Annotated in this window: 13 protein-coding genes; 5 read left to right on the plus strand and 8 right to left on the minus strand. The window is 48.9% G+C overall.

Annotated elements, in window-relative coordinates; translation table 11 throughout:
- Nucleotides 1-70: 70 nt before the first annotated feature.
- From ACY2VT_RS05720 to ACY2VT_RS05730, 3 genes are all read right to left on the minus strand, one after another.
- Complete coding sequence (locus ACY2VT_RS05720; RefSeq protein ID WP_195530672.1) at nt 71-1,060, minus strand: glycoside hydrolase family 130 protein; 990 nt, start codon at nt 1,058-1,060, stop codon at nt 71-73.
- A gap of 222 nt (nt 1,061-1,282) precedes the next feature.
- Complete coding sequence (locus ACY2VT_RS05725) at nt 1,283-3,154, minus strand: beta-N-acetylhexosaminidase (RefSeq protein WP_461879210.1); 1,872 nt, start codon at nt 3,152-3,154, stop codon at nt 1,283-1,285.
- 38 nt (nt 3,155-3,192) lie between these two features.
- Nucleotides 3,193-3,369, minus strand: coding sequence for a hypothetical protein (locus ACY2VT_RS05730; protein WP_461879211.1), 177 nt, complete (start codon nt 3,367-3,369; stop codon nt 3,193-3,195).
- A 24-nt stretch (nt 3,370-3,393) separates the two neighbouring features.
- Between ACY2VT_RS05730 and ACY2VT_RS05735 the strand changes: the two genes are divergently transcribed.
- From ACY2VT_RS05735 to ACY2VT_RS05745, 3 genes are all read left to right on the plus strand, one after another.
- A complete protein-coding gene (locus ACY2VT_RS05735; protein WP_461879212.1) occupies nt 3,394-3,561 on the plus strand; it encodes a histidine kinase dimerization/phospho-acceptor domain-containing protein in 168 nt (55 codons plus the stop codon).
- 56 nt (nt 3,562-3,617) lie between these two features.
- On the plus strand, nt 3,618-4,550 hold the full coding sequence (locus ACY2VT_RS05740) for an ATP-binding response regulator (RefSeq protein ID WP_461879213.1): 933 nt from the start codon (nt 3,618-3,620) through the stop codon (nt 4,548-4,550).
- 147 nt (nt 4,551-4,697) lie between these two features.
- Nucleotides 4,698-5,588, plus strand: coding sequence for a LysR family transcriptional regulator (locus ACY2VT_RS05745; RefSeq protein WP_461874980.1), 891 nt, complete (start codon nt 4,698-4,700; stop codon nt 5,586-5,588).
- Nucleotides 5,589-5,681: 93 nt separating this feature from the next.
- On the opposite strand, the gene ACY2VT_RS05750 is transcribed toward ACY2VT_RS05745, so the two are convergent.
- The 3 genes from ACY2VT_RS05750 to pflA form a co-directional block, all read right to left on the minus strand.
- Nucleotides 5,682-7,259, minus strand: a complete 1,578-nt coding sequence (locus ACY2VT_RS05750) for a flotillin family protein (RefSeq protein ID WP_461879214.1) — start codon at nt 7,257-7,259, stop codon at nt 5,682-5,684.
- A gap of 246 nt (nt 7,260-7,505) precedes the next feature.
- Complete coding sequence (locus ACY2VT_RS05755; RefSeq protein WP_461879215.1) at nt 7,506-7,853, minus strand: HEAT repeat domain-containing protein; 348 nt, start codon at nt 7,851-7,853, stop codon at nt 7,506-7,508.
- Between the two features lie 198 nt (nt 7,854-8,051).
- The gene (gene pflA, locus ACY2VT_RS05760) at nt 8,052-8,831 is read right to left on the minus strand and encodes a pyruvate formate-lyase-activating protein (RefSeq protein ID WP_461879216.1); all 780 of its coding nucleotides are present in this window, start codon (nt 8,829-8,831) and stop codon (nt 8,052-8,054) included.
- 213 nt (nt 8,832-9,044) lie between these two features.
- On the opposite strand from pflA, the gene ACY2VT_RS05765 reads away from it, so the two are divergent.
- Nucleotides 9,045-9,362, plus strand: coding sequence for a PadR family transcriptional regulator (locus ACY2VT_RS05765; RefSeq protein WP_461874977.1), 318 nt, complete (start codon nt 9,045-9,047; stop codon nt 9,360-9,362).
- Between the two features lie 17 nt (nt 9,363-9,379).
- Nucleotides 9,380-10,471: a DUF4097 family beta strand repeat-containing protein gene (locus ACY2VT_RS05770; protein WP_461879217.1), complete on the plus strand. Its 1,092-nt coding sequence runs from the start codon at nt 9,380-9,382 to the stop codon at nt 10,469-10,471.
- Between the two features lie 200 nt (nt 10,472-10,671).
- Here the strand turns inward: ACY2VT_RS05770 and ACY2VT_RS05775 are convergent, their stop codons facing one another.
- Nucleotides 10,672-11,052 (minus strand): hypothetical protein, encoded by a 381-nt coding sequence (locus tag ACY2VT_RS05775; RefSeq protein ID WP_461879218.1) that lies wholly within the window; start codon nt 11,050-11,052, stop codon nt 10,672-10,674.
- Nucleotides 11,031-11,474, minus strand: a complete 444-nt coding sequence (locus tag ACY2VT_RS05780) for an NUDIX hydrolase (RefSeq protein WP_461879219.1) — start codon at nt 11,472-11,474, stop codon at nt 11,031-11,033. The genes ACY2VT_RS05775 and ACY2VT_RS05780 overlap by 22 nt, the downstream gene beginning before the upstream one ends.
- Nucleotides 11,475-12,145 lie beyond the last annotated feature (671 nt).

Genomic DNA, 12,145 nt, shown 5'->3' on the forward strand with positions numbered 1-12,145 from the left:
CCGCCGGACCTGCAGGCTTCTTTCACCCGTAAGCCCGGCGGACTTGTCGCTTTTTAAGTTATCTTATAAATCAAAGGCTATTCTCTTTCACATAGTTCAGCAGCTCATCTACGGTTGTGAATGCCATACCGGTTACGGTATCTGCGCATCCGTAGTAGATAGTGATTCTTCCGGTTGCAGCATCGCTTAAGGTCGCACAAGGGAATACAACGTTCGGAACATCACCCATGCACTCGTACTGTGTGAGTGGAGCCATGATGTAGTCTTTGGTTCTGTATTTTACTTTCCACGGCTCGTCGATATCCAGCAGCGCGCATCCCATACGGTATACGTATCCGTTGCAGGTTGTGATAACGCCGTGGTAGATCAGCAGCCATCCCTCATCTGTCTCGATCGGAACCGGGCCGGCACCGATCTTGGTGCACTGCCATGCGGACTCGTCGCCACGTACCGGACTCATCATGTGGCGGTGTCTTCCCCAGAATTCCATATCCTTACTCTGGCTGACGAAGATATCTCCAAATGGTGTGTGGCCGTTGTCGCTTGGACGGCTCATCATCATGTAGTAGCCGTTGATCTTTCTCGGGAACAGCACGCCGTTACGGTTGAATGGAAGGAATGCGTTCTCAAGCTGAACGAATTTCTTGAAGTCATAGGTGTAAGCAACACCGATGGTCGGGCCGTGATAACCGTTGCACCAGGTTACATAGTATTTGTCGTCAATTTTGCAGACGCGCGGATCATAACGATACTCTCTGGTCAGGATCTCCTCGTCAGCGCCCTCGAATTTGATCGGTTCATCTTCGATCTCCCAGTGGATACCGTCTTTACTTCTTCCAACGAAGATGTCCATGCTGATGGAACGGCTGTCGCAGCGGAACACACCTACGTATCCGTCCTCGAACGGTACGACTGCGCTGTTGAAGATACTGTTGGAACGTTTCTGCTCGTAACGGCCGATGATCGGGTTCTGATCATAGCGCCATACCGGCATGTGCTCTCCTGCTGGTTTCTCCTGCCAGGGCATATCCGGCAGATTGTTTCCGATGATTTTACTCATTTGATGTTTCCTCCTGTGAAAATAGTTTTTCTTTTTTCTTTCTCTCTTGTCACGGCATACGGACATTTTGATCTTTCGATCAGATACTTCTATCTTCGTCCATTTCCGTCCAAAAGTCAAGTGTTTTTGTTCACTTTTATGTAAATTTTCGTTTTCTTTGTTACTTTTTATCGTTCATTTATTTTCTATTTATGTTCATTTTTGTTCACAAATAGATTTTTTCTATTTTTCGTACGGTTTTCTTCCCCGCAGAATGTCGGCATACCAGAATACAATCTCTGCAATGTGGTGCAGATCGCCTTCTTTGCTGATGCTTCTCCAGGATGCTTTATACTTCATAAACCAGGTTTCCAGCCGTCCCGCAAGTGCCGCGCAGGCTGTCTCATCCTTTTCTTTTCCAAGCTCAATGTCGCACATTCTCGCGCCCGTCTCATTCCAGATGTCAATCGCATCCATCGTGAGTTCCAGCACCGGAACCATTGGACGGCAGGATTCTTCCAGAGCACCGGCTGTCTTTTTCAGTTCTTTTTTCAGAACCGCAATTGTTTCCTTGGCAGCTGCACGCTTCGCCTCATCCTGGATTCTCGCGTCAAACAGCGCATTCCGGTTGTTCGGATGACCGAGCACTTTTTCCTCGTAAACGACGTTGGCATCCCACCAGTCAAAGATGGAGCATTCTGCCGTTTTTGCCATATAGGAAACGAATTTTCCGCTCCGGTCGCCGTAGGCCAGACGGGAAATCTGTTCATTCAGCTCCTCAAAGCTGTCGGTATCGTCTCCCCAGGAGAAGACAGCTCCGTAGATCATCCCCGGAAGGGAGAAGTCCGGCTGGTTGATGTGGCCGCAGTCACCCCAGTCTGTGTTCAGAACACCTTCCGCATGGTATTTTCTCGCATAGCCGCACATCCGTGTGATATTTTTGTAGCTGTTCTCTATCAGGTTCATCCACTGGTTCCAGCCGCCGACACCAGGACAGAGGTACTGTCTTGCACCGGCTTCCGCCATCACTTTTGCCTCATGCTCTCTCTGCTCGGCTGCATATCCCCAGGTCAGGCAGACGGTTTCCTCTGGCAGTTCTTTGATCAGCTCCGGCTGTGCGCAGATGATATCGCCCCAGAACATCGGCTTTTTGCCTTTTGCCACGAGAAACTCGCAGAGTTCTTTTACATAGTCGATGTACAGGCGATGAACGCCTTTCTCGTCTGCCAGCGGTTTCGATTTTCCTTTTCCGAGATCAAACGTTTCGTCCGCGCAGATATTGAATTTATCTGTGGTAAAGAGTGCCATGTACTCCTCGATCATTGCCTTGATCAGTTCGATCGCTCTGCCGCCGGAGACATCCACTGTGTGATGCTGCATCCGGTTCCAGAAGGAAAACGGCTCTTTCCAGCTGTCCGGGAATTCACAGAGATCGCCATAGCTCTTTGTGGAGAGCAGCATGTACAGATGGCCGAACGTTGCGATTGACGGCACCAGTTCGATATGAAGCTTTGCACAGTATGCATCCAGCTCACGGATCTCCTCTGCCGTAAGCGGCGTCTCATCGCGCCACATCTCGGAAAGTCCCGAAAACAGATACGTGTGCTCCACATAGAGCTGCAGCTGGTTCAGCTTGTAGTACGCCATGCGGTCTGCCACCTGTTTTAAATAGGAAAGTGTCAGCACACGGCCTCTCGTCTCATCGAGATAATAGCCGCGCACCGGCAGATCCGGCTCATCCTCGATCCGCACAGCCGGAAGCAGTGCACCGTATTCGTGTATCATCTGGCACAGCGTCTGCACGCCGTAGAGCACGCCGGCTCCGTCACCGCCCTGAATCGTAATGTTCTCTTCTGTCACCTGCAGTACGTACTGCTGGCTTTTCAGCGTCTCATCCAGTCCCAGTACAATGGCACCGGTCTCTTTTCTTCCCGGAACACCGTATCCCATCTCATACTGCATTCCGGTTTCCTTTTGAATTCCCTGCTGCAGCACTTTCGCATACGTATCCCCATTTCCCAGCATTCTGCCTTCCAGTACGATTCTGCCGTCATAGCAAAGTGCATGTTCCCCCGTCAGGAGTTTTACCTCTTTCGGCTTTGGTAAAAATTCCATTTTCCTTCTCCTCTTGTTCTTTTGTTTTCTTTGTAACCTTAGAGCTTTTGTTGAACGTTAAGTAACATTTTGAAAACCACTTTTCTTTTCTCTCCCATCCTACCATATTTTTTCCACATATTCCACAATAATTTGTAATTTTCTTTAACTTTTTTCAAAGTTTCTCCCTGTTCCGCTCTTTTATATGTAAAGTAACTTTTGTTTCCTATTTCCATTCCGGAACAAAATCTGTTTTTCGGATGCATCTGGTGGACGCACTGAACACGGCGGAACATGCCAACCGTGCCAAAACAGCCTTCCTCAACAACATGTCCCACGACATCCGCACTCCGATGAATGCGATCATCGGCTTTACCGCTCTGGCCGCGCCCATGTCAATCAGCCGGACCAGGTACAGGAATACCTGAATAAGATTTCCACCTCCGGCCAGCACCTTTTAAGCCTCATCAACGATGTGCTCGATATGAGCTGGATCGAGAGCGGCCGTGTCAAGATTGAGGAAAAAGAAGTCCATCTGCCGGATGTGATGCACGATCTTCGCACGATTGTCAATGCCAGCATCGTCTCCAAAAACATCGAATTTTTCATCGATGCCGTGGATGTCAAAAACGAAGATATCCTCTGCGACAAGCTCCGCCTGAACCAGATTCTGCTGAATCTGCTGAGCAATGCCACGAAATTCACGCAGAACGGCGGCACCATTATTGTCCGCATTATTCAGAAGCCGTACTATAAAAAAGGGTATGCACTCTACGAATTCCATGTCCGCGACAACGGCATCGGCATGAGCCGGGAATTCCAGGAGCACCTCTTTGAATCGTTTACACGCGAGGAGACTTCTACGGTCAGCGGCATTCAGGGTACGGGACTTGGCATGGCGATCACGAAAAACATCGTCGATATGATGGGCGGCACGATTTCCGTGGAAAGTGAAGAGGGAAAAGGCACAGAGTACACCGTTTCGATTCCGTTCCAGGTGCTCGCTTCCTCTGCGCGCTACGAGATCATTCCGCAGCTCCAGGGCGTCCGCGTCCTCGTAGCGGATGACGATTCGAACACGGCGATCAGCGTCAGCCATATGGTACAGGAAATCGGCATGGTTGCCGAGTGGACGCTCTCCGGAAAAGAGGCAGTTCTCCGCACCAAAGTTGCTGTCGAGCAGAACCGCGAATTCGGCGCGTACATCATCGACTGGATGATGCCGGATCTGAACGGCATTGAGACGGTCCGCCGCATCCGCCAGATCATCGGAGACAGCCGGCCGATCATCGCCATGACGGCAAATGCGTTTGAGGAGGATAAGCAGAAGGCTTTTGCCGCCGGCATGAATGCCCATATCGCAAAGCCGATCGAGGTCGACAGTCTTTTGTCCACCATCGCCAAAGTGCTTGGCTGATTCCCCTTTCTTATCTGCCGGAACCGTGAATTTTCTCTTACTCGAAAAAGAGGAGAAAAAGTTCACGGTTCCGGCAGATTTTTTCTTGCATTCTTTCGGGGAAGTGTGCTAGAGTGAAGGTATCATATTTTATAAGAGGTGCTTATTTTGGATATTAATTACGAGTTATATAAGGTTTTCTATTACGTTGCCACCACACTCAGTTTTTCCGAGGCCTCCAAGCTGCTTTTTATCTCGCAGTCGGCGGTCAGCCAGTCGATCAAGGTGCTGGAGAAAAAGCTTGGAATTACCCTCTTTATCCGCAGTACGAAGCGTGTACATCTGACTCCCGAGGGTGAGACGCTGCTGCGCCACGTAGAGCCTGCGATCAACCTGATTGCGCGCGGTGAAGCACAGATTATGGAAGCAGGAACGCTTGGCGGCGGCCAGCTCCGCATCGGCGCAAGCGACACAATCTGCCGCTATTTCCTCGTTCCGTACCTGAACCGTTTCCACCGCTCCTTTCCGAATGTCCACATCAAGGTGACAAACCAGACTTCGACCCAGTGTGTCGATCTGCTGGAATCCGGCCAGGTGGATTTCATCGTGACCAATTATCCAAACTCGCATCTTTCCAGCCGTCTTCACACGATTCCGATTCATTCGTTCCACGATATCTTCATCGCGAACGGCGAATATTACCCGGAACTGGAAAACAGGCCGGTTCACTTAAAAGAGCTGCTGCAGTACCCGATTCTGATGCTCGACCGCAAGAGTACGACGAGTGAATTCCTGCACAGCCAGTTTCAGCGGTTCCAGCTCGACCTCGTGCCGGAAATTGAGCTTGGCAGCAACGATCTTCTGATCGACCTGGCGAGTATCGGCCTTGGCATCGCGTTTGTGCCGGACTACTGTCTTGGAAAAGAGACGGCGGCCTTCCAGCTCGACCTCGTGGAGGAGCTTCCGCCGCGCCAGCTTGTCGTTGCCCACAGCTCCCATCTGCCGATCCCACAGGCGGCAAAAGAGTTCATGAGCATGCTGGAAAAAGGCGCCGAATAACTTTTTCCGATCTATACGTCAAAAGAGGCAGGATCCTCAAGAAATTTCTCTGGATTCCCGCCTCTTTTTCTGTTTTTATGATCCGTTCTGGATTTACTGCTCGCTGCCGTCTTTCTGCACCGGTTCGGATGCTTCCGCTTTTTCCGGGCTTTCTGCATCCGCTGCTGCCTTTCCGGCTTCTGCTTTCAGATACTCTTTGAGCTCTTCCGGGCTGGAGATCTGAATGTTGCGGTTTACTTTTGCATCGTACGTATCGGCTCTCATGATTTCGGAGAGATCGACACCGGTCGCCTCTTTCATCGACTCAAACAGTTTTGCCATGACCACCGGCACATTGCCCGCTACGGAGCCGATGCCGTTGTCCTCGCTTCCGCCGCCGATGATCGTAATCTTGTCGATCTGGCTGAGCGGCTCTGCGATCTTTCCGGCGATCTCCGGCAGAACCTTGATCATCATCTCTGCCATTGCGGCTTTGTTGTAGCGCTGGTAAGCCTCGGCTTTCTTCTCCATACCTTCGGCCTCTGCAAGTGCCTGGGCGCGGATGGATGCGGCTTCCGCCTCACCTTTTGCCTTGATACCGAGTGCTTCCTGCTCCATCGCATAGCGCTGGGCTTCTGCCTGGGCTTTCTTTGCCTCCGCCTCGCGGATTTTTTCGAACTGGTCTGCCTCTGCGTCTTTCTGACGGCGGTACAAATCCGCCTCTGCCTGCTGCTGTTTTGCGTAACGCTCGGCCTCGGCTTTCTTCTTGACTTCTGCCTCGAGGGATTTCTCGGTTACTTCTACTTCTCTGGCACGGAGCTCAACCTCACGCTCCTGACGGGCGATGTTCGCATTCGCGGAAGTGATTTCCAGCTCTTTTCTCTGCTGCTCTTCCTGAATCTTGTACGCTGCATCTGCCTCTGCCTTTTTGATATCGGACTCTTTTTTCAGCTCTGCCGACTTGATTGCCAGATCGTTGTTTTTCTTTGCGATCTCGGTCTCGGCAAGAACGCGCTCATCGTTCGCCTCTTTGTTGGCACGCGCCTGGGCAATCTTGATTTCTTTCTCGGAATTGGCACGGGCAATCGCCGCAGATTTCTTGATTTTTACGATATTGTCGATACCAAGGTTTTCAATAACCTGATTGGAATCGACGAAGTTCTGTACGTTGAAGCTGATGATGTCAAGTCCCATCGCAGCCAGGTCCGGTTCTGCATTTTCTTTGACCAGCTCCGCAAACTTCTGACGGTCGGAAACCATCTCTTCCAGACGCATCTTTCCGACGATCTCACGCATGTTTCCTTCGAGGACTTCTCTTGCGACCTTGGCAATATATTCACTGTCGCGGTTCAGGAAGTTCTGGGATGCTTTCTGGAGCTTCTGCGGTTCGTCCCCGACTTTGATGTTGACGGCTGCATCCACCTGAATATTGATGTAATCGGCAGTCGGCACAGCGTCGCTCGTCTTCACATCGATCGCTACCAGCTTCAGACTCAGCTTGTCCAGCCGCTCAAAGAATGGGATCTTGATACCGGCTTTACCGATCAGGATCCGCTGGCCTTTTTTGAAACCGGAAATAATAAATGCGGTATCCGGCGGCGCCTTCACATAACCGCTCGCCAGAATGGCAAGAATGATCACCACAACGGCGATCACGGCAATCATGGTTGCATGTTCGAATACAAATTCCATCTTGTTTCCTCCCTTTTTTCTGCGGCTGCTTTTCGCTCCGCGTTCTGCTTTTGTGTCTTTGTTATTTTCACTATAGCATTTTTTGCGGGATAGATACAACTGCATTATTATTACGATTTTGTAAGATTTCTGTTCGGGCAAAAACAATCCGCTGGAGTAGATTCTGATATGCCTTGCAATAAAAAAACGAAGGAGCTTCTTTTTACAGAAACTTCTTCGCCTTTCCTTTTTTCACTGATCCTGCTCTTATGCTCTTTCGACAATCTTCTCCAGCGCTTTTGTGATCGCTGCTTTCAGCTCCGTCTGATCTGCCGGTGTCTTGACGGCCAGCTGACGGATCAGTGCTGTTACGTGATCGTCTCCAACCTCACCAAGGCTCGTAACGGCCGTAATTTTTACGTCCACATCGTCTACTTCCAGAAGAGAAGTCAGAATATTAACAGAACCATCATTTCTCGAAGCTGCACAGGCTTTTGCAAGCGCTACCTGCGTTGTCTTGTCCGAATCCAGATACTGTTTTCTTAATTTGTCCCATTTTCCTTTTTCCACCATTTTTTTCAGCTTGTCTTCCGATGCCTCTTTTGAACCAAACATTGTAAATCCTTCTTTCTTTTTGCTCTTATTTTTGGTGGATGCAGCAACTGCCGCGGCGAATCAAAAAGGTTCGTAGTGTTTTTGCTCTCGTCCATAACAGCAATTATACTCCTTTTCTTCTGGTTTTTGAACAGAAACACTATAAAGTTTTTATAAAAATTGTTACTTTTTCACAAACTTTTCTTGTTGTTCTGCTTTTTATTTCAGATATCCCGTATATTCCGCCGTATGCAGCAGTTTATTGGCGTTTTCCACGCGCTCTTTGGTCGGCGGGTTGATCCCTTCGAGTTTGTATGGAATCCCTAAGGTTTCCCATTTGAATACGCCGAGGGTGTGGTATGGGAGAACCTCTACGCGCTGTACGTTGTGCAGGCTGTGTAAAAAGTCATCGAGGCGAATCAGGTATTCGTCGTAGTCGCTGCGTTCCGGGACGAGGACGTGGCGGATCCAGACCGGTTTGCCGATCTCGTCGAGGTAGCGCGCCAGATCGAGGATGTTCTCGTTGGTGCAGCCGGTCAGCTCTCTGTGCGCCTTGTCGTCAATCAGCTTGATATCGAGCAGCAGCAGGTCGGTATATTTCATCAGCTCCTTAAATTTGCTGAAATACGGCTCCTCTCTTGTGAACGGATTTCCACTGGTATCCAGCGTTGTGTGAACGCCGTTCTTTTTTGCCTTGCGGAACAGCTCGATCAGGAAGTCGATCTGCAGCAGCGGTTCTCCGCCGCTTACAGTAATGCCGCCCTTTTCGCCCCAGTAATTTTTGTAGCGGAGTGCCTTTTTCAGCACCTCATCCGCGGTCTGCCAGTCGGCATCTTTCGTCGTCCAGGTGTCCGGGTTGTGGCAGAACTGGCAGCGCATGTTGCATCCCTTCACGAAAATCACGTAGCGTACGCCAGGTCCGTCGACGGATCCGAAGCTCTCGATCGAATGGATCGCTCCCTTTACCGGGCCATTGTTATTCTGATTCATTTCACTCATATTTTTTCCTCTTCTTTCCAACTTACTATCTTTCTATTTTTCTGTATTTTCCGGTCAAATTTCAGGGTTCTGCTTGATTATACGGAAATCCGCGGTTCTTTTCAAGGCATTTCCATGTACAAAATCGAACACATGGCAGGATAAAAATTTCGTTTACTATATTGCATTATGATATAGTCTGTGTTATGATCTACTCAACAAGGAGGTGTTCATATGAATCCACAACTCAAAAAGGGCGTTCTCGAGCTCTGTGTCCTCTCCCAGCTGACAAAAGAGGACAAATACGGCTATGAGCTGACAGACGCCATTTCCCGCGAAATGTCCATCGCCGCAGGAACGCTCTATATGATTTTAAAACGACTCAAGGAAGCCGGTTACGTGGAAACGTATCTGCAGGAATCCGCATCCGGCCCTGCCCGGAAATATTACCATCTGACGGAAGCAGGAACAGCTTATCAGCAGGAGAAAAAACAGGAATGGCTGGATTTCACTCAGCAGGTCAACCGACTGATTTCAGATGAAACGATCTGACGATAGAAAGGAAAATCATGATGAATACAACGTATGAAACTTATATGAATGCATTGAAACAGGGCCTTGCATCCTTTGATTCTGCCGCCGCAGAGGAAATTTTAAACGATTTCGAATCCCATTTCGCCGACGCCCGCAGCCAGGGTCTCTCCGATGAAGAAATCTGCGCAGAACTCGGCAATGTCGACGATGTCCTCGAATTTTTCCGCCAGGAATATGCCACAACGGAGCAGCCTGTTGCAAACGTGCTGCCACAGGAGAAAAACAGCTCTACTTCTGAAGAAACACCGCACTCTTCCACAGGAGAAGCCGCAAAAGAAACACATCAGAACTACCCGTACGACCCTTCCACCGCCATCACCGCTATGGAAATTTCCCTGCGGAACGCTTCCGCCGACTTTGCTCCGGGCACTTCTGCTTCGGTTGAGTTTGATTTTTCCGGCGACTTCGATCCGGACCGCTTCGAGGCAGGCATTGAGGGCAATACGTTCTACCTGCGAGAAAAAAAGCTCACCCCTTCCGTATTCTGGAAACATCTTTTCTGCAATAATCACCAGAAAGAGGTGTTCTCCTTCCAGGTGCCGTCCACCGTACAGAAGCTGACACTCCGCTCTCTGAACGGCGCGACCGGGCTTGATACCCTCTCCCTTACTGCACTCGAAATTTCCGCCACAAACGGCAAAATCACCGGTGATTCCCTCTCCGCATCCAGCTGCCGTGTGCAGGCCACAAACGGAAAGATCGTCCTGACCCGTCTGCGCGCAGACAGCCTCGATGTTTCCGCCACAAACGGCAAACTTGAAATCACCGGCGACTGCTCCCGCGCATCCTTAAACGGTGTCAACGGCAAAGTCCTCTTCGAGGGAACCTGTTCCGAGTCCCTGACGGCAAAATCCGTCAACGGTTCCGTGAAACTCCATCTCCCGCACGACCTTGCCGATGCGTCCATTCATGCATCCACGACAACCGGAAAAATCCGCCTTGTCTCCAACGGAAGAACGGAATCCTACACAAAAACATTCACCCGCTCCGGTATTTCTGCATTCACCATTCAGGCAAGTACTGTCAACGGAAGTGTCCTGCTCTCTGACTTGCCGGCGGAAGACTGACAAAACAATGTGGCAGACAATCTCAGAGTGCACCAGTTAGAAACGTGCGACGTTAGGCGCACCACATAGGAATTCCCGGGAAATCAGTTTTCTGGCCTCCCGGGAATTTTCTGTTTTTTGTTTATCCTACAATTTTTCCGCCCTCGAACTGATACTGTTTTCCGTCGATCATATGCGCGCCTTCGTATCCGCGTCCATATTCATCGAAGTAATATAGCAAGACCCGAAAATAATACAAAAAAGGCAGTGCTGCAGAGCGCGAATTGCAAGGAACAGATTTGAAGGCGTACCGGGGTACGACGAAAATCTGTGACGCAGTAATTCACGCTCTGCGGTGCTGAATTTTTTGCATTATTTTCGGGGATTGCTATAGGTAGTTTCACGCCCAATTGCCTTGCTACCTCTAAGTCTCCTTTTTTGTTTTCTTTACAAAACGACATGGCATATTTATTAATTTGCTCGTAAGTTAAACCTGATAAATCCGCTATCCTTTTCATCCTGTCTTCATAAACTTTGCTTTCATCAACCAATGTCGATCCAACATCAAAAAATAGCCATTTTATTTCGTCCTTTTTTGGCAAAAACCTCTTTTTCTTGCTTCTTCTAGCAGTTTGGGTTGAATTTCTGGGTAAGTCCAATTAATCGGTAGTTCATCTATAATTGCTATTTTTTCAATTTCACTGTGAAGCTCTTTTTCAAATGTATGTATATCTGAGAAGAATAATTTTCCAAAAGTCTCCATTCCATCGAAATTATCTGGTGCAGTCACAGAATATATACAAATTGGAGTAATATCAAAAGTTATTGCTCCTGTTTCTTCATATAGTTCTCGTTTGGCTGTTTCAAGAATATCCTCACCATCTTCTCTATGTCCCCCCGGTGCCTCCCATGTATTTCTTTCCTTGTGCTTACAAAATACCCATTTACCATTATGTCTGGCAATAATAACTGCAAACTTCAGCATCGAATCATTAATACTATCATAAAAATTCACTTTCGTCATATAATGCTCCTTATTAGATTTCATCTATTTTCTTGCCATTATTGCACCCACAAATAGAGCCAAACCAGAGCCATTTGAATTGAGTAGGAGGCGGTGACTAGCCGCCGTCCTCTCACACCACCGTGCGTACCGTTTGGTACACGGCGGTTTCAATAGTTGACGTGCATGGACTGATAGGCTGTGGCTAAATCATAGTAACCCCAGCCTATCAGTCTTTCTTTATTTAGTGCCCAGTTTACCGCTTTGTTACCTGCATTAAACCAGTATCCTTTTCGGTCATTGGCGATTGTTGCCGCATAATGGCTGTCTACTCCCAGTCCAATTATAGCAATTCCATATTGCAAAATACAATAAACAAATATTTTTTACACTATCCCAACAAACTTGAAGTTATCGAACTACGTGAACCTCACATGACTAAAGTCACGTGCTTCCGGCCGCTTTAGGCGGCAGACAAAATATCGGCGGATACGCCTGTTTCTTAGATCTTGCGCGGATACGCGCTTCCTCCATGCCGGATACGGCAGGCCTCCACATAACAGGTAGTCCACGGTATATCTGCCTGTGTTTATGCTGCTTTTCGCAGTTCCATTTCTGAAATTAAGTCTCTCAAATCCGCATAAACACATGAGGTTCTACGCTTTACTGCAGGAACTTTTGCCTCCAGCAAA

Source organism: Fusicatenibacter sp. (assembly GCF_050872605.1).
In the GTDB taxonomy this organism is placed as follows: domain Bacteria; phylum Bacillota; class Clostridia; order Lachnospirales; family Lachnospiraceae; genus Fusicatenibacter.

Coding starts and splice junctions, on each gene's coding strand:
- ACY2VT_RS05740 (WP_461879213.1), top strand. CDS start 3,618: ATGAGCTGGATCGAGAGCGGCCGTGTCAAGATTGAGGAAAAAGAAGTC.
- ACY2VT_RS05750 (WP_461879214.1), bottom strand. CDS start 7,259: ATGGAATTTGTATTCGAACATGCAACCATGATTGCCGTGATCGCCGTT.
- pflA (WP_461879216.1), bottom strand. CDS start 8,831: ATGAGTGAAATGAATCAGAATAACAATGGCCCGGTAAAGGGAGCGATC.
- ACY2VT_RS05735 (WP_461879212.1), top strand. CDS start 3,394: ATGCATCTGGTGGACGCACTGAACACGGCGGAACATGCCAACCGTGCC.
- ACY2VT_RS05720 (WP_195530672.1), bottom strand. CDS start 1,060: ATGAGTAAAATCATCGGAAACAATCTGCCGGATATGCCCTGGCAGGAG.
- ACY2VT_RS05765 (WP_461874977.1), top strand. CDS start 9,045: ATGAATCCACAACTCAAAAAGGGCGTTCTCGAGCTCTGTGTCCTCTCC.
- ACY2VT_RS05725 (WP_461879210.1), bottom strand. CDS start 3,154: ATGGAATTTTTACCAAAGCCGAAAGAGGTAAAACTCCTGACGGGGGAA.
- ACY2VT_RS05770 (WP_461879217.1), top strand. CDS start 9,380: ATGATGAATACAACGTATGAAACTTATATGAATGCATTGAAACAGGGC.
- ACY2VT_RS05730 (WP_461879211.1), bottom strand. CDS start 3,369: ATGGAAATAGGAAACAAAAGTTACTTTACATATAAAAGAGCGGAACAG.
- ACY2VT_RS05780 (WP_461879219.1), bottom strand. CDS start 11,474: ATGACGAAAGTGAATTTTTATGATAGTATTAATGATTCGATGCTGAAG.
- ACY2VT_RS05755 (WP_461879215.1), bottom strand. CDS start 7,853: ATGTTTGGTTCAAAAGAGGCATCGGAAGACAAGCTGAAAAAAATGGTG.